Annotated in this window: 24 protein-coding genes and 1 pseudogene; 9 read left to right on the top strand and 16 right to left on the bottom strand. The window is 60.4% G+C overall.

Going from position 1 to position 26,881, the window contains the following annotated elements; translation table 11 throughout:
- Positions 1-8 precede the first annotated feature (8 nt).
- Positions 9-947: a choline ABC transporter substrate-binding protein gene (gene choX, locus IE224_RS15055; RefSeq protein WP_191311526.1), complete on the top strand. Its 939-nt coding sequence runs from the start codon at positions 9-11 to the stop codon at positions 945-947.
- On the opposite strand, the gene IE224_RS15050 is transcribed toward choX, so the two are convergent.
- From IE224_RS15050 to bcoG, 3 genes are read right to left on the bottom strand one after another with little or no spacing between them, the layout of a single operon-like run.
- The gene (locus IE224_RS15050; RefSeq protein ID WP_229849401.1) at positions 936-1,919 is read right to left on the bottom strand and encodes a GlxA family transcriptional regulator; all 984 of its coding nucleotides are present in this window, start codon (positions 1,917-1,919) and stop codon (positions 936-938) included. The two genes, choX and IE224_RS15050, sit on opposite strands and share 12 nt — an antisense overlap.
- A gap of 50 nt (positions 1,920-1,969) precedes the next feature.
- The gene (locus tag IE224_RS15045; RefSeq protein ID WP_191311524.1) at positions 1,970-3,397 is read right to left on the bottom strand and encodes a carnitine 3-dehydrogenase; all 1,428 of its coding nucleotides are present in this window, start codon (positions 3,395-3,397) and stop codon (positions 1,970-1,972) included.
- The gene (gene bcoG, locus IE224_RS15040) at positions 3,394-4,317 is read right to left on the bottom strand and encodes a 3-dehydrocarnitine:acetyl-CoA trimethylamine transferase BcoG (protein ID WP_191311522.1); all 924 of its coding nucleotides are present in this window, start codon (positions 4,315-4,317) and stop codon (positions 3,394-3,396) included. Before bcoG ends, IE224_RS15045 begins: the two co-directional genes overlap by 4 nt.
- A gap of 101 nt (positions 4,318-4,418) precedes the next feature.
- Between bcoG and IE224_RS15035 the strand changes: the two genes are divergently transcribed.
- The gene (locus tag IE224_RS15035; RefSeq protein ID WP_191311520.1) at positions 4,419-5,360 is read left to right on the top strand and encodes a GlxA family transcriptional regulator; all 942 of its coding nucleotides are present in this window, start codon (positions 4,419-4,421) and stop codon (positions 5,358-5,360) included.
- Positions 5,361-5,411: 51 nt separating this feature from the next.
- On the opposite strand, the gene IE224_RS15030 is transcribed toward IE224_RS15035, so the two are convergent.
- On the bottom strand, positions 5,412-5,909 hold the full coding sequence (locus IE224_RS15030; RefSeq protein WP_191311517.1) for a cupin domain-containing protein: 498 nt from the start codon (positions 5,907-5,909) through the stop codon (positions 5,412-5,414).
- Between the two features lie 62 nt (positions 5,910-5,971).
- On the opposite strand from IE224_RS15030, the gene IE224_RS15025 reads away from it, so the two are divergent.
- Complete coding sequence (locus IE224_RS15025) at positions 5,972-6,550, top strand: TetR/AcrR family transcriptional regulator (RefSeq protein WP_191311516.1); 579 nt, start codon at positions 5,972-5,974, stop codon at positions 6,548-6,550.
- 1,450 nt (positions 6,551-8,000) lie between these two features.
- Here the strand turns inward: IE224_RS15025 and repC are convergent.
- The 3 genes from repC to repA all read right to left on the bottom strand — a co-directional run bounded on the left by repC (position 8,001) and on the right by repA (position 11,521).
- Positions 8,001-9,053 (bottom strand): plasmid replication protein RepC, encoded by a 1,053-nt coding sequence (gene repC / locus IE224_RS15020; protein WP_191311514.1) that lies wholly within the window; start codon positions 9,051-9,053, stop codon positions 8,001-8,003.
- A gap of 249 nt (positions 9,054-9,302) precedes the next feature.
- Positions 9,303-10,328: a plasmid partitioning protein RepB gene (gene repB, locus IE224_RS15015; protein ID WP_191311512.1), complete on the bottom strand. Its 1,026-nt coding sequence runs from the start codon at positions 10,326-10,328 to the stop codon at positions 9,303-9,305.
- Positions 10,304-11,521 carry a plasmid partitioning protein RepA gene (repA, locus tag IE224_RS15010; protein WP_268246557.1) on the bottom strand — a complete coding sequence of 406 codons (1,218 nt, stop codon included), beginning with the start codon at positions 11,519-11,521 and terminating at the stop codon, positions 10,304-10,306. Before repA ends, repB begins: the two co-directional genes overlap by 25 nt.
- A gap of 889 nt (positions 11,522-12,410) precedes the next feature.
- On the opposite strand from repA, the gene IE224_RS15005 reads away from it, so the two are divergent.
- Both IE224_RS15005 and IE224_RS15000 read left to right on the top strand, forming a co-directional pair.
- Positions 12,411-15,071: a PAS domain S-box protein gene (locus IE224_RS15005; protein ID WP_191311508.1), complete on the top strand. Its 2,661-nt coding sequence runs from the start codon at positions 12,411-12,413 to the stop codon at positions 15,069-15,071.
- Complete coding sequence (locus IE224_RS15000; RefSeq protein ID WP_191311506.1) at positions 15,064-15,429, top strand: response regulator; 366 nt, start codon at positions 15,064-15,066, stop codon at positions 15,427-15,429. Before IE224_RS15005 ends, IE224_RS15000 begins: the two co-directional genes overlap by 8 nt.
- Before the next feature lie 956 nt (positions 15,430-16,385).
- Here the strand turns inward: IE224_RS15000 and IE224_RS14995 are convergent.
- Both IE224_RS14995 and IE224_RS14990 read right to left on the bottom strand, forming a co-directional pair.
- Complete coding sequence (locus IE224_RS14995; protein WP_191311505.1) at positions 16,386-17,231, bottom strand: VOC family protein; 846 nt, start codon at positions 17,229-17,231, stop codon at positions 16,386-16,388.
- Positions 17,232-17,256: 25 nt separating this feature from the next.
- Positions 17,257-17,667: a response regulator gene (locus IE224_RS14990; protein WP_191311503.1), complete on the bottom strand. Its 411-nt coding sequence runs from the start codon at positions 17,665-17,667 to the stop codon at positions 17,257-17,259.
- A 116-nt stretch (positions 17,668-17,783) separates the two neighbouring features.
- On the opposite strand from IE224_RS14990, the gene IE224_RS14985 reads away from it, so the two are divergent.
- Entirely contained in the window at positions 17,784-18,179 is a 396-nt protein-coding gene (locus IE224_RS14985) for a BLUF domain-containing protein (protein ID WP_191311501.1), read from the top strand.
- Between the two features lie 74 nt (positions 18,180-18,253).
- On the opposite strand, the gene IE224_RS14980 is transcribed toward IE224_RS14985, so the two are convergent.
- Positions 18,254-19,834: an FAD/NAD(P)-binding protein gene (locus tag IE224_RS14980; RefSeq protein ID WP_191311499.1), complete on the bottom strand. Its 1,581-nt coding sequence runs from the start codon at positions 19,832-19,834 to the stop codon at positions 18,254-18,256.
- 123 nt (positions 19,835-19,957) lie between these two features.
- Entirely contained in the window at positions 19,958-20,290 is a 333-nt protein-coding gene (locus IE224_RS14975) for a hypothetical protein (protein ID WP_191311497.1), read from the bottom strand.
- A 192-nt stretch (positions 20,291-20,482) separates the two neighbouring features.
- On the opposite strand from IE224_RS14975, the gene IE224_RS14970 reads away from it, so the two are divergent.
- Complete coding sequence (locus tag IE224_RS14970; RefSeq protein WP_188716067.1) at positions 20,483-20,665, top strand: CsbD family protein; 183 nt, start codon at positions 20,483-20,485, stop codon at positions 20,663-20,665.
- A gap of 118 nt (positions 20,666-20,783) precedes the next feature.
- Here IE224_RS14970 and IE224_RS14965 read toward each other — a convergent pair whose 3' ends face one another.
- Positions 20,784-21,668 (bottom strand): sigma-70 family RNA polymerase sigma factor, encoded by an 885-nt coding sequence (locus tag IE224_RS14965; RefSeq protein WP_229849400.1) that lies wholly within the window; start codon positions 21,666-21,668, stop codon positions 20,784-20,786.
- Positions 21,634-22,107, bottom strand: a complete 474-nt coding sequence (locus IE224_RS14960) for a carboxymuconolactone decarboxylase family protein (protein WP_191311495.1) — start codon at positions 22,105-22,107, stop codon at positions 21,634-21,636. The genes IE224_RS14965 and IE224_RS14960 overlap by 35 nt, the downstream gene beginning before the upstream one ends.
- A gap of 184 nt (positions 22,108-22,291) precedes the next feature.
- On the opposite strand from IE224_RS14960, the gene IE224_RS14955 reads away from it, so the two are divergent.
- Positions 22,292-23,074, top strand: coding sequence for an aminoglycoside adenylyltransferase domain-containing protein (locus IE224_RS14955; RefSeq protein ID WP_191311493.1), 783 nt, complete (start codon positions 22,292-22,294; stop codon positions 23,072-23,074).
- A 117-nt stretch (positions 23,075-23,191) separates the two neighbouring features.
- Here the strand turns inward: IE224_RS14955 and IE224_RS14950 are convergent, their stop codons facing one another.
- Positions 23,192-23,650 (bottom strand): GNAT family N-acetyltransferase, encoded by a 459-nt coding sequence (locus IE224_RS14950; RefSeq protein ID WP_191311491.1) that lies wholly within the window; start codon positions 23,648-23,650, stop codon positions 23,192-23,194.
- A 676-nt stretch (positions 23,651-24,326) separates the two neighbouring features.
- Here IE224_RS14950 and IE224_RS14945 point away from each other — a divergent pair.
- Positions 24,327-25,517 (top strand): Fic family protein, encoded by a 1,191-nt coding sequence (locus IE224_RS14945; RefSeq protein WP_191311489.1) that lies wholly within the window; start codon positions 24,327-24,329, stop codon positions 25,515-25,517.
- Between the two features lie 678 nt (positions 25,518-26,195).
- Here IE224_RS14945 and IE224_RS21080 read toward each other — a convergent pair.
- Together IE224_RS21080 and IE224_RS21350 are read right to left on the bottom strand one after the other, a co-directional pair.
- A complete protein-coding gene (locus IE224_RS21080; protein WP_229849399.1) occupies positions 26,196-26,534 on the bottom strand; it encodes a hypothetical protein in 339 nt (112 codons plus the stop codon).
- A gap of 25 nt (positions 26,535-26,559) precedes the next feature.
- Positions 26,560-26,724 (bottom strand): annotated as a pseudogene (locus IE224_RS21350) (DUF3606 domain-containing protein); the annotation flags it as partial.
- Between the last annotated feature and the right edge of the window lie 157 nt (positions 26,725-26,881).

Genomic DNA, 26,881 nt, shown 5'->3' with positions numbered 1-26,881 from the left:
GGATAACCATGAAGCGCAAGATCGCCGCCACATTTCTCGCATCCTTTGCCATCCTGCCGCCGGCACATGCCGCTGAACCGGACGAATGCCGTGCCCCCAGCTTTTCGGACGTGGGCTGGACCGACATCACCGCAACAACCTCGGCCACGGCGATCGTGCTGGAAGCCTTGGGATACGAACCCGAGGTCCAGATCCTGTCGGTTGCAGTGACCTTTGAATCGCTCAAGCAGGGCGACACCGACATCTTCCTGGGCAACTGGATGCCCCTGCAGGAGCCGATCCAGAAGCCGCTGGTCCAAGCGGGCGACATCGAGGTCGTGCGCGCCAATTTGGAAGATGCGCTGATCGGGTTCGCCGTGCCAACCAAGACCTATGAAGCCGGGCTAAAGACTTATGCCGACATCGCCAGGTTCAAGGACCAGCTGGGTGGCCAGATTTACGGCATCGAGGCGGGCAGCAGCGCCAACACGACGATCCTGAAGATGATCAGCGACAACAGCTTCGACCTGGGCGATTTCGAGCTGGTCGAGTCCAGCGAGCAGGGAATGCTGGCGCAGGTCGAACGTGCGATCGGATCGGACAGCGATATCCTATTCTTCGGCTGGCGTCCGCATCCGATGAACGTGCGCTATGACATCGAATACCTGACCGATGGCAACGACCTGTTCGGCCCCAAGGACGGTGCGGCGACCGTCCTGACGAACACCCGCAAGGGACTGTCCGCCGAATGCCCGAACCTTGGTGCCTTCCTGGCGAACCTGGCCTTCACCGTCGAGGCCGAGGATGTGATGATGTCCTATATCCTCGACGAGGGAATGGATCCGCGCGACGCGGCCACTCGCTGGATAAAGGAAAACACTGCCGTGCTGGATGGCTGGCTTCAGAACGTGACAACTGTTGATGGCCAGCCGGGGCTGGATGCCGTCAAGGCCGAACTAGATCTTTGATCCCCGTCGGGCGGCGGAGGGCGACTGCCCGAACCGCCGCCGGAACGCGCGCGATAGCGAGGCAATGGACGAAAACCCTGTCCGCACGGCGATGTCCGCCATGGGCAGGCCGGTGTCGGCCACGAGCCGCCGCGCGGCCTGAAGCCGCAGCGACAGGTAATAGGCCGCAGGCGAGGACTGGACGAGATCGCGGAACAGCACCTCCAGCGTTCGGGTCGAGCATTGGACCTGGGCCGCCACGTCGCGGATCGCCAAGGGGCTGTCGAGGTGCTGCTCCATGATCCGGATTGATTGCGCGACACGCTGGTCAAGGCTGCTGCTGCGGCCTAGTGACACGAGTGGTTGTGCATCTGAGGGCAGGTGCACCTCGTCATAGACATAAAGGCTTGCCACGTTCAGCGCCGCACTGATGCCTTGCCGTGCGCGGATCAGCGCAAGCATGAAGTCAAGCGCGGGCGCCGCGCCCCCCGTGGTGAAGGCGGGGCCGTCCACGACCCAGCGATCGGGGATTACCTGGACCTGCGGGAACCGGGCCGCGAAATCCTCCAGATCCTCCCAATGGGTCGTCGCCTTGCGATGGTCCAGCAACCCGGCCATTGCCAGCACCCAGCTGCCCGCCTCGACCCCGCCAACCATGCGGGCGCGCCGCGCCGCCTGCCGCACGGCGGCCAGCACGCCCGACGACGCATGGCGCGTGACGTTGAAAGCCGCGACGACGATCAGGATGTCGCAGCCGGCCTGCTGATCGAAACGGTCATCCACCTGCAAGGCAAGTCCGCAGCTGGTCCTGACGGGCTGGCCGTCCATCGACACGACCTTCCAGCGATAGGGCAGCTGGCCTGAAATCCGGTTCGCCGCCCGCATCGGGTCAAGCGTGGCTGCCATGCTCATCAGCGAGGCGTCAGGCAGGACCAGAATCGTGACCGCCAAGGGCTGGCTGGACTGCCTGAAGATGGTTCCGGTACGATCCACTCCGTCACCACTCCGCAGACAACCGTTTTGGCAACCCGACCATGCTAGGTTCACATACCGGCGGGCTGCCCGACAAAACGGCCGGCTCCATCAGCCGCCCGTCCTGCATGGGAGGCTACCCAGCCAGCCAAGCGTTCCGACACTGCCGCATCCGGTTCGCTGGTCCGGCGGGTGGACAGGTCCGTATGCAGCAGCATCGTCTCGACCGTGGCGGCCAGCGTGTCGTCGCCACGCCACAGGCGGTGGAACAGATGCAGCCGCTTGCCTTGCCCTGCCAGAACCTGCGTGGTGATGGTCAGCCGGTCGCCCGCATGAACCTCATCCAGGTAGCGGATGTGGTTCTCGACCGTGAAGTAGCTGCGGCCCGAGGCAATATAGGCAGCGTCCGCACCAATCATCTCCATGAACCTGTCGGTCGCCTGCGACGCGGCTTCAAGGTAATGGGTTTCGTTCATGTGGCTATTGTAGTCGGTCCAACTGACCGGAACCTGGCGCATCGCAGTGATCGGAAGGCCGTCCCGCTCGCTCGGCGCAGCCAGGCGCTCCTCATGCGCGCATACCACACCGCCTGCGCCGCTGCTGGTACGTTTCAGGGCGCGGATCATGCCGACCACGTTGTCGTCGCGCAACCGCTCCAGTTCACGGATGGACAGGTGCCCGGACTGCGCATCCGACTGGTCTGCAATCAGATCGACCAGCTCGTCGTTGAATTCGGGAACGTCCATCAGCCTGGTCCAGGGCCATGACAAGGCAGGACCGAACTGCGCCATGAAATGCGCCATCCCCGCCTCGCCGCCGGCGATGCGATAGGTCTCGAACAGGCCCATCTGCGCCCAGCGGATACCAAAGCCCATGCGGATCGACTCGTCGATCTCCTCGGTTGTGGCGATGCCGTCCTTGACCAGCCACAATGCCTCTCGCCAGATGGCTTCCAGCAGGCGGTCAGCAATATGAGCGTCGATTTCCTTGCGGACGATCAAGGGATACATGCCGATGCCGCGCAGGATCTCGGCCGCGCGGGCGCAGGTGGCCGGATCACCCACCAGCTCCACCAGCGGCAACAAATAGACCGGATTGAAGGGATGGGCGACGATGGCCCGTGTGCCGGGTCCGTTCAGTTCCGACGGCTTGAACCCCGATGTCGAGGACCCGATGACCGCATCCGGGCTGGCCGCGGCTTGGATCGTGGGCAGGATGCGGTGCTTCAGGGCGAGGGTCTCGGGAACGCTCTCCTGGATCCAATCGGCGCCGGCGACAGCCTCGGTCATGTCGGCGTGAAAAGTCAGGCGGCCTTCAGGGGGCAGCGCCCGGTCGTAGAGCGCGGGAAGGGCCCGGCGGGCATTCGACAGCACCTCTCCGATCTTGCGTTCGGCCTGGGGGTCAGGGTCGAAGACCGCGACATCCCAGCCATTGAGCAGAAAGCGTGCAGCCCAGCCACCGCCGATGACACCGCCGCCAATAATTGCCGCCTTGCTCATGCCACCATCCCATTCGGCGCGCGCTTGACCAGCCCCAGTTTGTCGCGCACGGCTTGCGCGCCGATGACGCGCGCGCCCATGTTCTCGATGATCGTGGCGGCCCGCTCGACAAGCTGGGCGTTGGTGGCAAGCTGGCCCTTGCCCAGCCACAGATTGTCTTCCAGCCCGACGCGGACGTTGCCCCCGGCAAGGATCGCCGCCGCGACATAGGGCATCTGGTCGCGTCCCAGGCTAAAGGCCGACCAGCACCAGTCGTCGGGAACCGCATTCACCATGGCCATGAAGGTGTTGAGATCGTTCGGCGCGCCCCAGGGCACCCCCATGCAAAGCTGCACAAGTGCCGGGCTTGCCAAGGTGCCTTCGCGGACCAGTTCCTTGGCAAACCACAGGTGGCCGGTGTCAAAGGCTTCGATTTCAGGCTTCACCCCCAAGGCAGTCATCATGCCGCCCATGGCCCGCAACATGCCGGGTGTGTTGGTCATGACATAATCGGCCTCGGCAAAGTTCATCGTGCCGCAATCCAGGGTGCAGATCTCGGGCAGGCATTCCGCGACATGGGCCATGCGCTCGGTCGCGCCGACCATGTCGGTGCCTCCCGCGTTTACCGGAAACGGCGCCTCGGTACTGCCGAAGATGATGTCGCCCCCCATGCCGGCAGTCAGGTTCAGGACCACGTCCACCTCGGCATCGCGGATGCGGTCCGTGACCTCGCGGTAAAGATCAAGCCGGCGCGACGGCTTGCCTGTGTCGGGATCGCGCACATGGCAATGGACCACCGCCGCCCCGGCCTTGGCCGCCGCAATGGCGCTTTCGGCAATCTGGCGGGGGCTGCGCGGCACATGGGGCGAGCGGTCCTGGGTGGCGCCCGATCCCGTGACCGCGCAGGTGATGAAGACGTCCTTGTTCATGGCAAGCGGCATCGCAGACTCCAGACATTCAGCGGGACAAAGGCTAGAGCTTCACCGCGAGGCCAGATTGTCCTATTCATTCACCTGATTGTCCGATTGCGTCAGACTCTGCCATGCGCGTTGCTTTCCTGCTGTTCGAAGGGTTCTCGAACATGGTCCTGTCCTGTCTTCTCGAACCGTGGCGCGCTGTTCGCGACCAAGGGCAGGCGGATGTGAGCTGGCACGTTCTGACCGTGGATGACCGTCCGCTCCGTTCCTCCAGCGGGCTTCTGGTGGCACCCGACGAGGGCGCAAGCGGGCCCTTCGATCTCTTGATCGTGGTGGCGGGCTATGGCTTTCGCGATCACGCCAGCAGTCCCGGTTTGCGCAGACTTCTGACGCTGGCGCGACAAAGTCGGCTCATCGTGGGTGCTGACACCGGGTCCTGGCTGCTGGCTGCGGCAGGTCTGCTTGGGGGACATCGGGCCACGATCCACTGGTCATTGATACCGGAGTTTGCCGAAGCCTTCCCTGATGTGCAGGTGGATCCCGTCACCCATGTCATGCAGGGCCGGGTCTGGTCCTGCGGCGGCGCATCCGCGGCCCTGGACCTGACCCTGGCCTTGATCGCTGATCTGTTTGGCAAGGCCAGTGCCTTCATCGTCTCATCCATGTTCCTGCACGATGCCGATCATTCGCGGGATGGCAGAACGGCGGGTGCGAGTGCCGACAGAAAGCTCCTGCTGGCCGGCAAGGGATCAGCGCGGTTGCACCAGGTGATCGACCTGATGGTCGAGATGATCGAAACGCCGCTGCCCCTTCCCCGCATCGCTGCGCGATCCGGGCTGTCGCTTAGCAATCTTGAACGATTGTTCCGCGCCGAGGCAGGAATGCCGCCGGGACGCTATTTCCAGATGCTGCGACTGGCGCGGGCGCAGGAACTGGCGATCAGCACCGACCTGAGCCTTCGCGAGATCGCGCTGCGCTGCGGTTATGCCAATGCCTCGGCGCTGAGCAAGGCATTCCGTGGAGCTTACGGCCATCCAATCCGGCAGTCATCACGACGCGTCTTGTGAAAGACGGATTTCCCAGCCCCACACCCCGCTGCCCTTCTCCAGCCGGCCCCCTCAGTGTGCCGCATCCGCTGGCGGCAGAAGAACCATGCCGACGTCGGTCGCGACAGCGAAGATGCGAGCCACATCCGGCCGCCCATCCAGAGGTTGCGGGGACGTGGTCGTGTCGGCAACCGGCCTGCCGGTACGGGTAAAGAACGCCTCGTGCATGTGGCCCGGTGCGTTGATGATCAGGATGCGCGCGGGCGTCTCGCCGGCAGCCTGAAAGGAATGCACCGCCCCATCGGGAACCGAGACAAAGCCCCCCGCCCGAACATGCCGCGTCTCTCCGTCCAAGGTGAACGCGATCTCGCCGTCCAGCACGTAAAAGGCCCCGGTCTCTCCGGCATGGTGGTTGGGAGGCGCGCCCAGGCCCGGCGGCACCACCGCTTCGACCAAGCAGAACTTGCCCATCGTGTCGCCAGGGAAAGCGTGGAACCTGAACAGGATCCCCATTGCTTCATACGTCCGCGCCTGTGTCATGCGATGTTCCTTGCAATAATTGTCACTCATGAGACTTCCGTCTTATAAGAGGGTCAACGATTCCGGCAAGACATTTGTCTCACGAGGTAACGATGACGCAGCGGCAAGATCAAAGGAACAGAACACGCGCGGCCCTGCTGGATGGCGCGCGCACCATCCTGATGCGCGGCGAGGTGCTGACCGTCACGGCGGCGGCACGCGAGGCAGGCATCTCGAAGGCTTCCGCCTATCGCTATTTTTCTGATCCCGCGCTGCTTGCGGCCGAAGCGGGTCTGCATCTGAAGGCGGCCTCCTATGAGGAGATCACAAGGGATGCCGCAACCCTGCGTGACAAGCTGGTGGCGATCAGCCTCTACTTCTTTGACCTGGCCGTGGCGAACGAGGCAGCGTTCCGCACCTATCTCGGCCTGAACCTGCAGGCGGTCGCGCAATCGCAGGACGGCAGGATGCCGCGCCGAGGAGCCCGCCGCATCCAGGCCTTCATGCGCGCGCTGGAAGGCGACAAGGGCATCAGCCCGGAACAGGCGCGCTCCATCGCCGCAGCGCTTGGCATGGCAACAGGGGCCGAAGCGATGATTGTGCTGTTCGACGTGGCAGACCTCTCCGCAGAGAAGGCCCGTGCCCTTGTTGCGGAAACCGCCCAAGCCATCTGCGACCGAATGTTATCTTAGATTACAACGCATGTTTACTGTGTAGCCGCGGTCACTATACTAAGTGCGGATTACATTGTTATGCTTTGAACCCGCTGGCAGCCTTGGAGAGGATGTCTCTCTGCGCTCTTCTTCAGACCGGTCCTGCAGCCGACCTCGCCGTGAACAGGACAGCAAGATAGCAGCAGCCCCAGAGCCCGCTCGCATCGACAAACCTCTTCAAACGACTGTTTCCACATAAAAACCTACTCGTATTTCGCTCATGAGGCCAAGAATATTGGCAATGCGCGGTGAAGTTGGTCCATGGACCAACAGCACACTTTTAACGCTTGATACTCGTTCCTAATATACGCGAGGACTAACCGTCAAAATTTGACGGCGGTGCTCCGCGTGGTAGGCCTATGGAGTCACAACCTGTGCGAATTTTTGAGCATTACCCGACATCCCGACGCCCCATTGCAGCGGTCATGTTGCGCGTGAAGTTTTTTGATCGAGCAGTTAGTTCGCTCACTGCAAGCAGTGTGACTACGTAGGGTCATCCGGCGGATCTAGTTTGCTGTTCAACCTCGTCGCCGGAAACTGAACCATAGCGCGCCGCGTCGAGCCATGGAATCCGAAGCTTTTGGCACGTGCAACAACCTACAAGTTCTATTATATAGATTACTTTCACATGAAGTAGGACTTATCAGTCATGGGAGATTTGAACGCCGCTACGGAAAGCTGGTCTTTGGACCACAGCAGAGAGCGTCGCCTAGGCCAAGGAATTGAGCGATTGACTCGACGCGCGCCCGGAGTCAGCTAGCGCTTGGCAACCCTTGTAGCTCTGATCACAAAGGCTGCTCCAAGATGATGCTAGACTGCTCATTTTGCCAAAACTATCAACAAGTGGATCCGGAGAGTTGGTCCATGGACCAATTGTGCGCCCGCCAGTCTCATTTTAAACCGCCCCCCTAGGACCGACGATGAAGTTGGCTGCAGTAACGCTTACAGGCTATAGCGACATCGATTTGCTGCTAATCGGTACAATCGCGCCGTGCCCCTCTTCCTGAGCAAGCCCGCAGATTAGTCGGCCACGTTCATCCGGACGCGTAGGTGTTCTTCTTGGCACCGTCAGGTCCTCTAGTCCCTCATCGTCATCGCGTTCAACGCATGGATGATCAGATATGGTCGTCCAAAGCCTCAAACTCCAAACGGTTTCTCATGCAACAATCTTGTGTCCGATCGCCAGCCGTTCTGCGTATGACCCCCATGCCATGCCTGCGGTACCACAACGATGAATTCATCACCGCGGCGCACTCCCCGGTGGTGAAATTCCAGGTGACATCTGAACAACTTGCAATGCTTGGACGCTAAGGCAGATCACGTTGTACTCCACTCAGGGATGCGGCCTGACATGGTGGTCGGCTTATGATCCTCCGGATGCTCATGGTATTTAGACTTGGTCCGCGGGCCATATTCTGGTCAACGACTCTTATGTAAGAAGTGTGAATGGTTGAAACCCGGATGCTCGTTTGCCGATGAAGAGGCTGTTGAAGTAAGCTGGCAGGTTCCTGATGCTGCTCCTCCTTCCGAAGAGGCCCAAGACTGCCACAGAGACTTTGAACCGTCCTGCTTTGGCTATGGCGGCGTTCAGTAATTCACTGCTGATCCCACACCAGGCTGCTAGGGTGAGCGCATGCTCTTCGATTTCCCACAAGCTCGATGGTCTTCGAACCGCAAAGGAAAGCGCCTCGGGGCATCTATCCTGTATCTTCTGCAGCAGCTCCGCCTCCGTGAGCGTCTGAGATGTGACGTTGCTCACAGCATCAGGATCTTTTTCTTTATATTCAGTATTGATCTTGTGGCGGACATAATGACCGTCAATGGCGGCCGGAATCCCCTCCGATGCGTCGGGTCTGACAAACTCAGAACGGGCCAGCTCCGTATCTAAGACGTCCTGCAGCTTGTCACAGATCGAACTTAGAGCCTCTGAGGACAAGCGCCGCCGCCGTGCGGGGCGGTACTCGTCGACAAGGTCAACATGGCCGGCCTGCTCTGCACGGTAGAGGAGGGACGACAGTCGCTTGCGCATGAACTTCACCAGAGCAGACTCGCGGTTGACCTCGGCCGCAGCCTGACCGAGTTCCTTCGACCGCCGCATAAGGGGTGAGAGATCTAAGCCGAAGGCTTCCACGGGTCCATCTGGATGCTGGATCACGTAACGCTTGCCGTTCGGACTGTCCCGTCTCACAATCAGCCCCGCCTCTACCAGTTGGGCAAGGTGCCTTCGGAGGTTCCGTTCAGACTGGTTGTCAGCGCGTTTGCAGATGGTGGCATTGGCAGCATACACGATCATCTCGCCGCCCTCTCGAAGGAAGCTGATCAGAGCACGGAGTGTCGAGATGGCGCCATTACTGAGGCCATAGCGCTTTTTGGCATCCGAGACACAGCGATGAGCCATCCACAGCCGGCTCATGTCTGCCGGCAGGACGAGCGCATTTGGCCCGCGGCCCAACACCCGGGGTACTTGCATTTCTTGCTTCATGTCCAATTCACGCGAAGGCCGGAAGCCACGCAAGGTCATCCCGTTGCCTCGTCACAGACTCGCAACAAGCAACAATGTATTGGTCAGCCCAGTGGGCCGGTATTGACGCGATGCTGGGGAGCTGTTAGATAAGTGGTGCAACACACTAATCAGGGCTCTCCGGGGGATGACTTCGGGGGGCTCTTTTTTATCCGTTCTTCAGATGTGCTCCTTGCTCTTGATGTTGACGGGATGAGGGTTAGGAGGTCATTACTCTTTGCCCTCGCGCATCCAGCGCTCGTGGAGATCGGATACAACCTTATCTATATTCCGTTCCAACCAGCTGCCGAATTCCGGATTGGCTTTAGTCCTGAAGCTCAGGGACAGTGCTCGGCTGCCAGCCTTGAACTCCAAGGCAGGGCCGGGCCCTCTTTCGCCCACCATCCTCCGAGTTGGTCCATGGACCAATTGCTGCAGCGCAGCATTACTAGTCTGCGACGGGGCATAAAGTTCTTTTCGCAGTCCATCATAAACGAGGCGGAAGCGCTCAGAACTGGAGATTTCTTTGCTCCCTTTCTCCAAAGCCTGTCGAGCTGTGGTAACCGCGTCAATTTTTCCAGAAGCCACAAGGTCTCCCAACTCCCGCCAGGGCCGGCGGCCTATGTCATGAGCAGGACCAATGAGCTCGATGAGCTCCTCGGGGATGTCCTCGATGAGCTTGACCATCTTCGAAATCGCGAAGCGGTCAACATTGAGTGCTTCCATGATGACGTCGTTCGAGAACTTCTTCTGGCGCAACTCGGCAGCAAACAGAGCTTTCTCGATATGAGAGGGGTCAAGGCGCAGGTTGTTCTCGTGTCCCTGCGCAACAACCGCCTCCTCATCGCCCATCTTACGGACAATAGCCTTGACGGTCATGCCGCCTCCAATGAGGCGGATGGCGGCAAGACGGCGGCGCCCGTAGACGATCTCGTAACGGTCAATTTCGCCGGGGAGGGGCCTCACTAGCACCGGAACATGTTGCCCATGTTCCACGATGGACTTCGCCAGTTCCTTTATCCCATCAGCCTTGATGTCGATGCGGTCGCGCGTGCCCGATTGGATAATGGCCGACGGGTCTAGATCGCGGATCGAGTTCGCCTGAAGGCTCATCAAGCCATCGGAGAGCCGCGTTGTTGAGAGCATCCGGTTGGGAGCGGTGTTTCCATTTGGCGCGGGCTGCTCCTCCGCGACTTCCTCTTCATCTACCAGGCCCCGAGCGCCGGCCTCAATCATTCCGAAGAGTTTACGTGCCATTCTCGTCCCCATGCTTCCTGGATGACCGCCTCGATTTCGGCGGCGGCCGCATTCATGCTGTTCAGTGCCCGGTCAAGGGTTCCTTTTACGAGCTGCTTCGGATCCACTTCGTAGATCGTCTGCTGGGTCATGCCTGCATCACTGATCGCTGTGGACTTGAGCATTGGGTTGATGAGCACCTGCTTGCCTAGGATGTGGCGCAGAAAGCTTGCCATCTGGGTCTGAGGGCCGTCAGAGGGCTCATAACGGGTAATAAGAAATTTGACGAAGTCCCACTGCTGTTCCTGGTGCGTCGCCTTGCCGATCACGTCCATCGTCTCGGAAGCGAGCTTCAGGAACTGACTCATCGAGGCCACATCCAGCATGCCGGGGACAACTGTTACGATGAGACCCGTAGAGGCAGTGAGAGACGTCAGGGTCGTGAAGCCCAGTTGCGGCGGACAGTCGATAAGAACGAGGTCGTAGTCGTCCCTCACGCCCTGGAGCGCCTCGGCGAGCCGAACGGCGAAGATTGAGTCACTGCCCTTGCCGCTGGCGGCACGGCTGAGGGCGTTGGCCGTTTCCGTTTCATATTCCGACAGCATTAGGCTGGCGGGGCACATGTCGAGGTTCTTGAAGTAGGTCTTGCGGATGACATCTTTCAGGGGCGCTCGTCGCAATCCCCCAGGTTCTTCATAACGCAATGCGTCGTAGATCGTGAGGGCGCCCTCGTCCTCAAAGTCCAGTTCCGGACGGTAGCCGAAGAATGTAGAAAGCGATCCCTGGGGATCCATGTCTAGCGCTAAAACTCGGTAGCCGCGCAGGGCGTATCGCTGGGCGAGATGGATCGTCGTCGTGGTCTTCGAACTGCCGCCCTTGAAGTTGACGATGCTGACGATCTGCATCTCGTCCCCTTCCTTGCGACCGGGGCGATAAAGGTCCGGGTTTTTTCCCGTTCGGAACATAATGTTCCGGATTTGGTCGATATCCTCCGCCGAGTAGGTGCGGTGGCCTCGCTTGTCGAGTTCCACTTCCGGAAAGGATCCATCCTTGTGACGAACCCGGAAGTTCGACGGGCTGATGCCCGTGAGCTCGGCCACCTCACTTACGTTGAAGCGCCTCAGGGACTTTCGTTCGGTCGGTTGATAGGCCTTGCGCATCTCTTCGTCGAGAGACCTTGCGAGGGCGTCCGCATACCTGCTTATACTGCCGATACCGACAGGGGTGCGTTTCGCCTTTACAGGTGCCTGTTTATTCACTGTCGTCTCTCTTGCAGTCTCTGAGGGCTATTAACGGTCAGGATCTCAGTTACGCCCAATAGAGCGTTAAGACAGTGAGTGCCACGCGATCACGATTCCGGCAATCCCTTTTTGCGTCCTTTCATGAAATTGCGTACATGGACACACACAAAGCCGATGTGAGACGCCAGTCATAGCGCTTGAATAGCCAGAAAATTAGATGCGTATCGGAAGCCATGGCGGCGATATTCAACTAACACGGCCGACACGGTTTCTCCGCCCATTAGAAGTCCTGACGGAGGCAAGTGCCCTGACTTTCTGGCATGAAGCAACAGAGTGAGCCGTGTCGGATACCGTCTGGGCACCTGCCGAGAAGGGCAGGGCACCGAGTAGGATGGTTGCGGGAAGAGCGGGGAAGGACCGAAACATGTGGGCACTTGGTAATGGCAGGCCGGGTCCACCGGGCCTTGATCCGCCGCCGATGGCTGGCGCAGTCTGGACCGGGAGGAACCCCTGATGAGCGCAACAACCAAGCTTCTGGACCTGTTTGAAATCAACAGCCCTATGGGCCAGAACCTGCCGCGCCATATTGGTCGGCTTCACCCAGCAGGGCGGCTAAGCCGTGATCAGGCCTAGCCGCTCGGCCCGCAGCATCAGCGACCGCACGGAAGGCGGATACCATTTCGTTCTGGCGCGGGGGATGCTTTCGCGCATGTCCTCCAGCGGCCTGGCAGCGCCTGGCAGTTGAGCTTAAACCTCAAGCCGAAGGCGAGAGGGTCCTGTGCATTCAAGCTGGCGAACCATCACCTGCTGGCAGCATTATTCCTTTGGGGAGCCTTCTGTTTCTCGAAGGGAGGAAGCCGCGATGACGAGCAAGCAGGATAGCATGCTGCTGCGCCGGCAGAGAGTCCTTGCGGATATCGGTGAATTCGCTCTTCAGTCTGAGGATCTGGACGAGTTTCTCGCCGAAGCCTGCAGGCTGGTGGCGGATGTAATGGAAACCCGGCGGGCCAAGGTGCTGGAGGTCGAGAAGGCCGGCAACACGCTTCTGGTTCGAGCCGGGTTTGGGTGGGGCCCCGACATTGTCGGCAGAACTAGGATCGCTCTTGGAAAACACTCATCTGAAAGCTTTTCTCTTAGCGAACGAACTCCCGTCATCCGCACGGATGTCAGCCAGGACAAGCGGTTTGAGCTTCCTGCCTTCATGAAGGAAGCAGGCATCCGGGCCTTTGCTCATGTGCCGATCTTCCTGCCGGGCGGACGGGTATACGGCCTTCTACAGATCGATGCCAGCGAGCCAAGGGATTTTGAGGGGGATGAGGTCGAGTTCCTGCGCACCTTTGCCACCATCCTGGGTCCCGTTGTGGATCGCATCCTCAATCTCTCCGAGTTGCGCTCGAGCAGGGAGCAGTTCCGTCTCACCGTTGAGGCTGCGTCCAACTACGCCATCTTTATCACCGACCGGGATAACTGCATCACCGACTGGCTCCCGGGTGCGGCCCAGATCTTCGGCTGGAGCGCGGCAGAGGCGATTGGGAAGTCTGCCTCGATGCTGTTCACGTCTGAGGATCGCGAGGCCGGAGTGGATGTTCGGGAGATCGAGGAGGCCCGTGACAAGGGCTTCGCTCCGGATGTTCGCTGGCATCTGCGCAAGGATGGATCGCGTGTCTTCATCGATGGCTCGGTGCGGGCCCTGCGTGATGCGGAAGGCCGCGTCACAGGCTATCTGAAGATCGGTCAGGACGTGACGCAAAGCCGGGAAGCAGAGGCCCGCCTGCAGGAAAGCGACGCGCGTTTGGCGGCTCTCTTTTCTAGTGCCCCGGTAGGATTATCCGAAGTTGACCTGAACGGGGGATTTCTGCGTGCAAATACCGAGTTGTGCCGCATTCTCGACCGCTCTCAGGATGAGGTGCTTGCGGCCACTGTGCAGGAGGTGACACATCCGGAAGATGTGGCGCGAAGTTTTGAGGCCATGGCGAAGGCTATTGCGACTAGGCAGCCTGTGTTTCTGGACAAGCGTTACCGCCGGCCAGACGGTGCGGTCGTCTGGGGCAGCAGCAGCCTGACCGTTCTGTGCGATCTGGATGGCGCACCCCAAAGCCTTCTCGGTGTAACGGCGGATCTGACCGAGCGGCGAAAGATGGAACGCGCCCTCCACGACAGCGAGGAGCGGCTGCGCAATGTGCTGAATGCCATGAATGAGGGTTTTGTCCACCTGGGGCCTGACTTTACCATTCTTGATGTCAACAGGGAGACCCTTCGGCTTGTCGGCCGCAACAGAAGGGAGTTGGTGGGCCGATCGCATTGGGAGGTCTTTCCGGAAACGCAGCAGGACCCTGTCGGCGAGTTGCTCAGGCAGGTTATGGGTGAGCGGAAACCCAGTTCGCTGGAGCACCGGCATGCCGGGTTTCGTGGCAAAGCCTTATGGCTGGACCTGCGGGTTTATCCGACCCCCGATGGCGGCGTGGCGATATTCTGGCGCGACATCACCAAACGCAAAGAGGTTGATGATGCGCTGCGCGACAGCGAGCGCCGCTATCGCGGTTTGTTTGAGTCGATGGACCAGGCCTATGCGGTGGTCGAGGTGCTTAAGGGTCCGGACGGGACCTGGTCGGATTTTCGCTTCATCGAGGTCAATCCGGCGTTCATGCGGCACACATCGGTGCCTTATCCGGTGGGCAAGACCTCAACCGAGTTGCTGAGCACGCCCAATCCCCGCTGGACGCAGCTTTACGGCCAGGCTCTGGATACCGGCGAGCCGCTGCGGGTCGAGGAAACAGAGGAAACACTGGAGCGCGTTTTCGACCTCAACATCTTCAGCCTGGACCGACAGCGCAATCGTGTGGCTGTATTGTTTTCCGACATCACGGAGTGGCGGCAGTCTGCCACACTTCAGGAGATGCTGATCGGTGAACTACATCATCGCACCCGCAATCTGATGACGGTCATTCTGTCACTGTGCGATATGACCGCCAACAGCAGCACTGATCTCAAACACTTCAAGGCACGGTTCCAGAGCCGCCTTGAAGCACTGGCCCGGGTTCAAGGCTTGCTGTCGCGGCTGAGTGATCTGGACCGCGTCACGTTTGACGAGCTGATCCAGACGGAACTGGCGGCTATGGGGGGCAGGGGGGACTACATCACTCTGAACGGGCCGACTGGGATCCGGTTGCGGTCCACGACGGTTCAGACACTTGCCATGGGGCTGCACGAGCTCGCCACAAATGCCGTAAAGTACGGCGCCCTTGGGGGGCCGAATGGACGGCTCTCCATTAGTTGGTCGCTTGAGCCAGAGGGGCCAGGGGGCAGGCCGTGGCTGCATATCGACTGGCGCGAGAGCGGCGTCGATATGACCTCAGCCGGCACGCCATCACTCAAGGCCGGACAGGGAAGAGAGCTCATCGAGCAGGCCCTGCCTTATCAGCTTCGGGCCAAAACCACTTACACTTTCACGCCGGACGGAGTGCATTGCACGATCTCACTGCCGGTCTCGGCCACAAAAAAAGAGAACTCTGAACTTGACTGAGCAGACATTGAGCAATCACCGTATCCTCGTCGTTGAAGATGAATATCTGCCGGCTATGGTGCTGCAGAGGATGCTTCAGGAACTGGGAGCAATTGTGCTGGGACCTGTGGCCAGGCTGGGTGACGCCCTTGAGATGATCCGGTCAGAGCCATCAATCGACGCCGCGGTCCTAGACATTAACCTGGGTGGCGAAACGGCATTTCCAGCCGCCGATCTTTTGATGGAGCAGGGTGTCCCGTTCGTGTTCACCACCGGATATGATGAGACTGCGACACCAGAGCGTTTCGCAAGCACTGTCACGCTGCAAAAGCCAATCGACATCAGCCGGATCGTCACCATCTTGGCGAAGGTAATATGACGTCTGCCTAAGCGTGACTGCCTCGCCACACTGATGGGTGCTTACGAAGCTGTTGTGATGGCTCTTGATGCTTATTCCAGGTCTGAGACCCGAGGGTCATCCGGAACAAAAGAAGCGCACGCCCGTGATCGTGGGCATCACGCCGTCCCCTTTAATAAAGCCGCAGGTGGCATAAAAGACACTGCTCGACCAGAAGGATGACGACACGCTGCTTTTGGTGAACCAGATGGCACAGGTGCCCGAACTTGCGACAAGAGGGCCGATCGTCTCAACAGCAGCCCTGACCCAGGATGAACTGGCCAGCGTCTATCGTCTGCCGCAGCTGGCGACGATGAGAACTATGCCGTTGTGAACGGACAGGTCGTGCGGCTGAACGACAGGAACTATGAGCTGCTTCAGATGATCCGCGTCGCGCGGGCCGTCCTGTAAACAAGAAAGACCCGCCTGGCAGAGCGGGTCTTCGGTTCTTGCCGTGGTCAACATAAAGGCTAACCATATCCTAGCGGTAAGGCAACCATATCTTTACAACTCATGATTGTACCGTGCCTGAAGCGCCTGGAGTGGTATTTCTGTTTTTCCAAGGAGAGTTATTTTTCGAGCCGCAGGTCGTATTTGCATGAATGCTCCTGGCGCGGGCTCAAGGCGAACAGAAGGTCCGGATCCTGGTGATCGACCTCATGCACCTGAAGGCTGGCCGCACTGCGGCAATCCTGCGTGCCGACAGAGCCGCTGGGTTTTGCAGCGGAACCGCGACCACGGCCACGCGTTCATCACTCCGAAGCCCAGTGGCCGGCGGATGCGGTCACAATTTTCTTCTTCTCTCCCTTCTCTGATGCCCGGCGTTCCTGCGCCGGGCTTTCCTTTTCAGCCCCGGCCATGGAGTGTGATCGCGTCTGAGGGGGCTTTGGTGCGGATTTACCATCCGATGGCTGAGACATCGACGCTACGCGAAAGGGTCAGACTGCATCCTTTGTCGAGGTCACGTTTGCGAAGGTTGGCTGGCAGGCAAAAGACAGTCTGACACCATGAAGAACCTTGGCTTCAACAGCCACTTCTTCTGCCTGCTGGGTAAACGCAATGCCTGAGGCGCGAAGTCTTCGCGCCACGGCTTCCAGGTCCGGCACCTGGACGTCGAAGCCGACAAAGGTCGGCGCTGTGCCCGGGCGCACGGTGATTGCGCCCCCGGCCAGGGAAACCTGCATCGGATCCGTCGTCGGCGATCCAGTGAAGGCCGAAAGAAAGCCAGCGTGATCTTGCGGATGCGGCGCGGCGATGGTGACGCCCGTGATGGCGGTTGCGCTGTTCGGATGGCGTTGCAACGCCTCGTTCCAGAAAGCCTCGGGGAAATGCTGCTGGCAGGTGAAGAAGCCAAGGTCGGGCGCCTGGGTGTCCACGGCAAAGGCCAGGCTGAAGGCGACATGCGTGGCGCTGCCATCGGGGCGCCTGCCGGTCCGCTCGAACCGGAAAGGGGCGAAGTCCCCGATGCCCTCTTGCGCGACGCGCGCGGCATCGGCTGCGGCATCGGCGCTGCTCAGCACCAGCATGGCCAGTCCTTCGCGCCGCTGCAGGTAATCACCCACAAAGGCGCCGAAGCTGAAGTGGCCCGAGGCGTGGGGCGGAATGTCTGCATCCGTGGGAGCCGTGATCAGCTCGATGAATGACTGCCGGAACTGGATGATCCGGTTCTCGGTCCCCCAGGGATGGCGGTTGCGTGGCCCGACCTGAAAGCCCAACCGGGCGTAAAGATCGGCGGCCCCGTCCAGATCCCGGACAGCAACCACGACATGATCGATATGGCGCACGACGCGCTCCTTCAGCGGGCAGGGGTTAGTCCGCTCCGTTCTCAAGCGGCTCCGGCCGCTGTCCTTCGGGCAAGATCTTCAGCAGGTGCTCCCGAACGACATCGGGTGTAAAGGGCTTGCTGATGAAGAGGGCACCGTCCGGCATGTCCCCAGGACCGCGCGGAGGTCCGGCCGAGGCCACAAGAATGCCGATATGCGGCCAGTTCTGTGCACAGCGGCGCGCCAGCTCAAAGCCGGTCATCGTGCCGGGCGGCATGCTCACGTCCGTGAAGAGCAGTTGGATGTTCTGACCAAACCTGCCGAGAAGCTCTACAGCCTGCTCAGCGGTTGCGGCGTCGTGGCAGCGAAAGCCTGCCTCCTTCAGGATCTCGCAGGCGTCCATCCGGATGAGCGCGTCATCGTCTGCCACAAGGGCATAAGGGCTGTGCCGGTCCATTTCGCCTGATCCTTTTTGTTCATGAGCCAAAGGACTGCGGACTGGCCGGAGTTCCGGCAATTCACATGTTACTTGACTTGCACAAAAATGCCGGTGACCTCATGCGGATGAGATACATGGCAATCCTTTATCGAAGTGAGGCACTTACGCCGAAGGGAGGGGCTGCCGAGCGAGCTATTCTTGCTACATCGCGGGCCAAGAATGGCGCAGCCGGTTTGACCGGCTTCCTGCATCGGGAAAGCGACATCTACTACCAGTGGCTGGAGGGTCCGGAGGCTGAAGTCCTAAAGGCCTTCGACAGGATCCGGTCAGACAACAGGCACGGCGATGTCGAGGTCCTGGACCGGCAGCAGGTGGCAACCCGCAGCTTTCCCACATGGTCGATGGGCTATGGCACCTCGAAGACGACGTCCCTCTTCGACTGGGCGGCCGACCACGATGCACCTCTCCACCCGCCGCGGGCGACTGATATTCTGGCGTTCATGAAGGCCTGCGCTGAACAGCAGAAGTAGGACCTCAAAGGCCGTTTGGCCTAATGGTCTGCGGTTGAGAACAATGCCAGGCCTTGGGGACCGGCGAGTGCCTTTCACGCTGCCGCCAGCCGCCGTCGCCTGCCTTTTGCCGCACCCACTGCAATCGCTGCGGCAATGTCGTGGCAGGCCGTGATCCCCTGCACGAAGGGCCGGTCGTGCATGAGATAGGGGATCGAGGCCAGGGTCAACCGCCCGGCATAGCCCGGCACGTCGATCAGGCTGTAATCCTCGGCCACCTCGGGAACCTCTTGGCCTGCCTGCAGCAACGCCTCGCGGAGAGACGGGAAAGGCATGTCGTTGCTGGTTAACACCTTCTGGCCACGTGCATCGATGAAGACTTCGAACACATGCTCATCCGTTTGCGTCTTGATCCGGGTCCGCGAGGGTTCGCGCTTCAGGTCGTAATCCTCCCCAAGCGCCAGCACTGACAGGACACCGGCGTCGCGAAGGGCCAGCAGCCGGCGGATGGATTCGGATGGCACAGCGGCATAGTTGTCGACAAACACCTTCTTGAGGCCCGCATCGAACCGCTCGCGATCAGCCTCGGGAAGTTCCGAGACAATGGCTTCGACCTTCTCGTGCATCCGCAGCAGGGCGTAGCGCCAGGGAACAGTGACCTTGTCCGCCTTGTTCCGCTCTACCTCCTCGAGGTTCTTGCGCGCCCACCGGAAAGGATCGGCGGCCTCCCTTGTCGCGAAATAGGCGGGCGCGAAGCTGTCGGCGTCCAGTCCCGCCAGGCCGATCCGCAGCGCGAAGGCCGGATCGGCATGAAGAAGCTCGGCTCGGACAAGATCGAAGACCGTGTCGAGCGGGCAGGATCCCGATGCACAGCGTGCCACGGCCTCGTCGGTCAGGACCGCCAGCGGATGGTAGGGGATGGGACAATAGAAGTCTGCTTCCGGCAGGATGCCCGAGCGTGACATGAGGGTGATGTGCAGGCCGGTGTCAGGCGCGATGTCGAAGCATAGGTCGTCACCCCTTCGGCGGAAACGTCTATGCTGGTTTGCCACCGCTATGGCGGCGTCGATCGAACTGAGCGAGGTGCCCATGATGCCGACCGGCACTGCGGGGATGGAGGCTTCGATCAGACCCGACCAGGGACTGGGGTAATAGCTGCGGGTGGCCTCGTCTTCGTCCGGAAAATCATGTCCCGTGGCCAGGATCACCCGATCAAAAGGACCGTGCCACCCCTTGGCGGTCTTCACCTGAAGCACCTCCTGGTGCGGCAGGATGTCCAGCACCTCGGTGCTTTCCTGGATGTCGATCTGATGCCCCCCTTCCCGAGCCCTTTCCACAAGCGCCAGGAGCTGAGCGCGATAATACTCGCCCAGAAGAAGCCGGGGCGTGAACTGGCGATCGTCGAGATCCTCGGGCTCCAGTCCAAAGGAAACCAGGCGCGCTTCGGGCTGGGCCTGCAGCCAGTCCAGGTAAGGTTCCACCACCGGCGGGATCTCGATGCTGGCGATGTTGGCCAACATGAACTTGCCCGCATGCTCAGGGGAATAGGGCATGCCGATGCCGGCCTTTTTGCCCTTCTCGAACAGGGTGACCGCCAGTTGTCGTCCGGTGGCCAGAAGCTGCTGGAGGCAGTAGATGCCAGTAGGACCCGTGCCAACAATGGCAATCTTCATCATCGTCCTCATCCTCCAGAGCGCTCGCCCGAACGCGATCCTGATGATCCGGTTCCTGGGATGCAAACTCATCGAGCAGGCCCCAAGCCCGTCCCCCGTAACAGGCGGATTGAGCCAGTAGGGGGTTCAGGCAGTGATCAGGCCTAGCCGCTCGGCTCGCAACAGCAGCGACTGCACGGACGACGGATAAAAGCTCGCACGGCCGCGCAGGGTGCGTTCGCCCATGTCCTCCAGCTGCCGGGCAATACCCTCCAGCGTCAGGTCGGGATCGGCATGGCGCATTCCGGCGATGATCGCCAGCAGCCGGTCGTCCGCCGTGCGGCGCGGGGCGCGGTCCAGCACGGTGGTTAGCAAAAGCCCGTCGCGGACATGACGACGGGCGGCGCGCTTCATCCGCTCGAGCGTCCAAGGCTGCCTGGTGCGGCTGCCTAGATGCCGGGTCAGGTCGTCCCAGGCCATTCCGGACCGGTGCCGGCGCACCAGCGGCAGCCAGATGTGGGCCGTGGTTCGAACTTGGGGAAAGGAGGTCTCGTCCCGGGCAGCGCTCAGCTTGCGAAACACAAAGCTGATACAGCGAGATGACGGGCACGTGACGAAACTGCTCCTGTGCGGAAGCGTTAATTCTCGAACGTCAAAAGAAAGGACCTCCCTATGGGTGAACTGACCGACAAGGCGAAAGCTGCAGGCAACAAGATCGCAGGCAGCATCAAGGACGGCATTGGCGAAGCTACGAACAATCCTCGCCTTGAAGCGGAAGGCGAAGCCCAGAAAGCCAAGGGCACTGCCCAGGATGTTTCTGGCACCATTAAGGGCAAGCTTGGCGACGAAATCTGATCGCGCCACATTCGTTTGAGAGAAGGCCCGCAGGACGCGGGCCCTCTCTATTGGAGGAGTGTCTGTCAATCACTTCTGATGTGCCAGTGGCGGCTTTGCGGGACCTAGCTGCCGTTCGCTAGTTCAACCTCACCCTGGTCAGCTTTTCAGGATTCCGGGTAACGTAGATGCTGGTAATCTGCCCGGCGGCCACGTCCAGAGCAGTAGTTTGAAGTTCGCCTCCGATGCGCCAGACGAATCCCGGCAGGCCATCGATCATGGCGAAGTGCAGATATTCCATTTCATCTCCCCTCTTGCGCGACAGGCTTTGAAACATCCGCATCAGCTTTGCAGCCCCCTCTATGATGTTCAGCACATTGTAGATGTTGCCCCCGCCATCGGAGTGCAGCGTCGCGCCTTCCGCCAGTAGGCTGGAGAGAGCAGTGGCATCCCCGGTCTTGCAGGCGTCGAAGAAAGCCTGGGCCAACTTTTCGCCGGCCTCGCGCGGCACCGCGTAGCGCGGGCGATCGACATGAACATGCGCCCGTGCGCGGACCGCCAGTTGCCGTGCTGCTGCGGGAGAGCGGTCGATCGCCTCGGCGACTTCATCAAGTGACTGGCCAAAGACGTCATGCAAGAGGAAGGCTGCCCGTTCCAGCGGTGACAGACGCTCGAGGGCCATCATCAACGTGAGTGTGAGATTGTCCGGGCGCAGGTCATCGCTCTCCTCCTCAATGAGGGGCTCGGGCAACCAGGGACCAGGATAGATCTCGCGACGGCTGCGCGCTGATTTCATATGGTCGAGGCAAAGACGTGTGACGACCTGCCTCAGCCATGCGGCAGGCTCCCTGATGGATGAGTGCTCGATGCCCTGCCAGCGCACCCAAGCCTCTTGCACCGCGTCCTCAGCTTCTGCGTGAGAGCCAAGCATCCGATAGGCAAGACGCAGCAACAGGCGCCGCTGCATCTCGAAGATATCCGTCGCGTCATCAGGCAGCATGAGCCCGCTCGACAGGTAGCTCAAGGCTGTGCATCGCCCGAAAAGCAATCTGGGTCCGGTTCCACAAATTGATCGCACCGATGGCGAAGGTCAGGAAAGCTACCTCATCCTTATCGAAGACGGTAGAGACTTCCTCCCAGACATCATCCGAGGCATGGGTCTCGGCCACAAGCGTCAGCGCCTCGGTCCAGGCCAGTGCGGCGCGCTCGCGCGGCGTGAAGAGCGTGCTGTCATGCCAGCCCGCAACCATGTGAAGACGGAGATGGGTTTCGCCATTCTTCAGGGCATCTGCGGCATGGATCTGGATGCAGAAGGCACAACCATTGATCTGGCTGGCCCGCAACTTAACCAGGTGCAGCAAGGAATGCTCCAGCGGCCCCTTCAGCAACTCGGTCTCGAAGGTCACCAGCCCCTGAAAGGCACCGCCAATGCGTTTGAAGTGATCAGTCATGCGGGGTGTCATCGCTATCTCCTTTTGAAGCTGACACCCATATGACGAAGTGGGAAAGGCCGGTGTGACATGCACCGGAAAAAATTCCAGCGTCCGCATTGAGCTCTCTGCGTTGATGCAGCCTAGGCCCTAAAACGCAGTTTTGCGAACGAAGCTGCCGGTCACATGATAGACGTCCTGCCGAAAGCGAGGTGAGATGCAGTCTCTGCCGGAAAACATTGAACAGGTATCAGCGGGGTTGGCAGACCTGTGCAACATACTCGGGGACAGCCTTCTTGCGATCTATCTGCACGGATCGGCGATTTCGGGTGGGCTGCGGCCCCAGAGTGATATCGATCTGCTGGCCGTTGTGGATCGCGGCCTTGTCGGCAACGAGCGAGCCGCACTTCTTTCGTCGCTGCTCCAACTTTCCGGCTGCCACCCGCCAGTGCCTGGTGCACCGTGCTGTTTGGAGTTGGTGGTTTTTACACGGCATGACCTTGCCGGCCACCAGTTCCCCACACGGGCCGAGTTCGTCTATGGCGAGTGGTTGCGGGACGCTTTTGAGGCAGGCGAGATGCCAATGCCAACAGAGGACCCGGAATTCACACTGGTTCTTGCTCAGGCTCGACAGGAGGCCCGAACCCTGTTCGGACCTGACAAGAATATTCTATTGCCAGAAGTTTCTGAAACAGCTGTCCGGGCCGCCATGCGCGAGCTTCTCCCATCCTTGTTGAATGGTTTGCAGGACGACACTCGGAATGTCCTGCTGACACTTGCAAGGATGTGGCGCACCGCCAGCAGCGGCGCGTTCGTGAGCAAGGATGAAGCGGCGATGTGGGCAATTCCGAGCCTCACCAAAGACAATGCCCTGACGCTGGCACATGCGCGGCGGGCTTACCTCGGCGAAGTTGCCGATGATTGGCGTGGGCGTTGGGATGCAGCGCGGCGGTTGGCCGACCAGCTGGCGCTAAACGTCACAAAAGCAATGGCCGCTTAAGGCTCTCCACGACGCCGCCACCTTGGCGCAGGACAGCAGCGACGCGGACCAAGCAGCCGCTCGTTCCGAAAATTGGAGCTGCGGGTGTGACCGGACAAGACAGGTCTCGCCCGGTCTTCAGCTCAGGCATTTTAAATGCAGAGCTGCGTTTTGGTAGGGATAGCCGAAATCATCCACATCGCGCCGTGACAACTCCTTAAAGCCAAGCGACGCATAGAAGCGGACAGCCTGTTCGTTTTCGATATAGACCTCCAGCGAAAGCTCGCCCTTCAGTTCAAGAGCATGCGCGATCAGCGTGCGGCCGACACCCCGGCCTTGGTGCGTTGGGGCGATGAATATCCCGCCGACAAAGCTGCCCAGCAGGCTGATGAAGCCGACAGCCTCACCCGAATGACATGCAACCCATGTTTCTGCTTTTGGAAGATATTCTCCTTCGATCAGCTGGCGCTGCTCCAGAAGCCTGAGTTCACCGATAAACGGATGCGCCTTCAGGGATGCTTCAAGCCAGATGGCTGACAGCTTTTCGGTGTCCGTCGCCGTGTCAAACGGACGGATCACCACGTCTTGGTTCTCCATGAGAACTCCATAGAAATCACGCAAAAAGGGCCGGCACTCGATGTGCCGGACGATGCCGCTACGCGCAGTTCAATCGAAGCCTCTGTGCATCAATCTCCTGTTGGACACTGCCGCAGATACGCCGACCCTCTTACGGGATCAAGGAGGGTCGAAAGGCGGCTTTGGGCTCAAACTGACCTTCCGCCTGATCTACACGCTGTTTCTGGTTTCCCACTGTTTCACTACTTGTGGCAGGCGATCGCGGCGGTCCTGGTTCTCTACCTGAAATGGCGCCCCCTGGCAGCGCCTCCTGAAGACATGTCCGGCCTTGAGTTGCCGGAATAGCCGCTTACCTGACCACGGCGACGGGTAGGGCGGCCTCAACTCATTCCCTCTGTCTTCTTAGCCGCCGGTGGGGCAAGTCTTCGAGACGGAAACAAAAATGAATCATATGAGGAAACGGTCGTTTGCAGGAACCTACTTGGGATGCTGTCTAAGTTCGCCTGATCACCAATTGTCAGTGCCAGAAGGGCAGGGAAGTGTAAGCGGGTTCGGGACCCTCCATTGGACTCGCCCTGCCGCTCTTCAAGTCAGCAAGTCCAAGAACAAGGAGCTCGTTGCTCAATTGATTTACGTATACAAGTGTCGTTAGAAGCGCCTTACCATAACATCGGGGCAAATATCGAAGGAGATACAGATGGATGCCGGTGCCCTACTTCTCCGTTGCGAGGTTGCGGCCGGACGCATCGACGGCATCCTCCTTGCCGATCCTGATCTTGCACGGCTCTGGAGGACCGAGACGGCACTCCAAGAAGCGTCGGCCTCCGTGGGCCTCGAGGGGGAAAGGATCTCCACCACCGGCATGGTCATGCGCCTGACCAGCAACCTGGCGATCGAGGAGGAATCGCGGACAACGGAGATGGCTCTGAAGCTGCTGTCCGTAATCAAGCGGCCCGGCAACATCTTCAACGCGCCCGTCGAGGCGATGCGCAGGATCGAGGCCGCCGCCATGCCGGTCGGCCGCGCCAAGGACGAGACGGACCGGCTCGACGACAAGGAGTTGTCCCTGATCGTTGAGGAAGGGCGGCGGTGGGCTCACGTCCCCATCCTTGCCGGATGGCGTGCGGCGGCCGTCTACGCCTTCAGGTCGCGGCGGGAAAGCCCGGTGGCAGAGCGGGTCGTCTTCATGGCAGTCGAAGGCGCGGCCCGGCACCTGATCGGGTTTTCACCCGTGCCTTCGGCGCCGCCGAAGGAGGATGGTGATGCCCAGGCATCGCTCCTCATGCCGGCTTCGGCCAGCTGGGTGCTTGCCCCCTCAATGGCACTGGGGCGGAACGGCCTGCGCATCTGGTCGCCCTTGTCCAATGTCGAGGGCTTCCTCGATGCTTCGTGCCGCGCTCTCTCCCAAGACCTTGGCCACCTCGGCACGCTCCGTCATGAGCTGGCGCGCCTGGACAAGGTGGCCGCGAATGTCAGCGGCCGCTCCCGCATGGGCGACCTAGTCGCCCTTCTGAAGAAGCAACCTGTCGTGAATTCGGCCATGGTCTGTGAACAGATCGGAGTCAGCCGCAGGACGTCGCTCGTTCTGATCGAGGAGCTGGTGGAAGCTAGTTGCCTCATGAACATAACCGTCAGGCGGTCAGCGCGGTTCTGGGCCTTGCCCTCGCTTGCATCGCAGATGAGGCCATCGGCGCCAAGTCGTCGCGAGATGCCGCGAGCCGCGCCACAGGAGAAGGCCGCGGTCAGTCTCGAGGCTGTGCGCCGATCCGGATCTCTCCAGGAGCAATTCGACGAGGACAGGCTGAACCGCATCATGGAGAACCTGGATGCGGCCTTGGCTGGGCTCGACGCGGTTGTCAGACGGCGGCCCGGGGAGGGGGAGAGCTAGGCTTCAAACCGGGACGGCCTGCCGAAGGACTTCGGCACGGATATGCGGAGGCAGGTCCATCGGGGTATTCACATCAACCCGAACGCCAAGTGCTTCTTCCAGCGCCTCCTGCAAGCCGCCAAGATCGAAGAGCGTCGTCTCCGGCAAAGGGTCCACTAAAGCTTTTCGGGATTAACCTGCGACATAGCCAGCTGCCTGAAAGTAGTTCCAGCACTCAGCGGGCGTGAACATTCCGCAAATGTCTCGGAGCGCGTTGAACAGTTCGGCACCGCCGAAATCAAGCGCGTGGCATGAGGTCAGCGGGGTAATGTGTAACCCTGCATCAACGGTGATTTCTGCAACAACGCCGACAAGATCGGAAATGTCTTGGTGAATACGCTCACGCGGGTTCAATCCCCAGGAGAGGGATCAGCAAGATCAGAAGAGTAGGCCTGTCTGCCTGTCCGTTTGGAGACCGCGCACCGTGAACGAATTGCCCAAAACGACAAGTTTACCAATGTATTAAACGTGCACATAAAGCACATATCAGCCGAGCGGCTTTTGTGTGTGGTTTCCGAGTTCTGCCCGCTCGGCTGACTGTCCCGAAGCGAAACGATCTGCGGCTAGCGCACCAGGGTGTCCCTGAAAAGGAACCCTGGTGCGGCCTTTTTATCCGGCACGTGCCCGAAACGACAGCTTCTAAGCGGCCCGGCATCCGGTCATAAAAACTGGGTCAGCCAGGTTGCGACCGCAGGGTGGTGCCCGGTCCTGCAGCCTGGCTGACTCAAAACGATCAGCCTTCCCGGACGAAGACACCGGCCCTGGACAGCGCTTCCACGAGTCGGCCCGCGCCTGCTCCGCCTCCGCATCGCCCTCCTGGAAAGCGATGAGGGAAGCAGCAGCCTTCCGGTAGGCCGGGTCGTTCGGGTCGCATTGCTCCATCAGCGCACGGCCCATTGCGTCTACCGTGTTCACGGTGCGGTAGCTGCTGATTGTTTCCTTGAAGGACACAGGGCTGATCGTCTTCGGAGCGGACATGCTCAGTTCTTGCCTCCAGCTTCCTCTCGACCTTCTCGCGGCTGTTGCCTTCTGACTTCACGGCGTCTCGCACCTCATCCTTAGAGACATCCATCTTCTCGGCCTCGTAGCGGACCTCGTGATCCTGGCCGCCAGCCACGTTCCTTCGGCCCTGAGTCCGTCCCCAGCTGGTCTGCTTGTCGGTCGACATGGTTGCGCTCGCCCTTCAAAGCCTCAAGCGCCACGCGCGCCTTGAGGCCCGCGTCATGGTTCCTGCGTTTCCGCATGTTGATTTCCACCCAGAACTGAGCCGGATAGGCGCGTAATTTCCACTGAGAATTGAGCCATGTGAACCTTTCCCCAAAGCG

The organism is Paracoccus aerius (genome assembly GCF_014656455.1).
Taxonomy (GTDB): Bacteria; Pseudomonadota; Alphaproteobacteria; order Rhodobacterales; family Rhodobacteraceae; genus Paracoccus; species Paracoccus aerius.
This window is presented reverse-complemented; position numbering and strand designations above follow the sequence as displayed.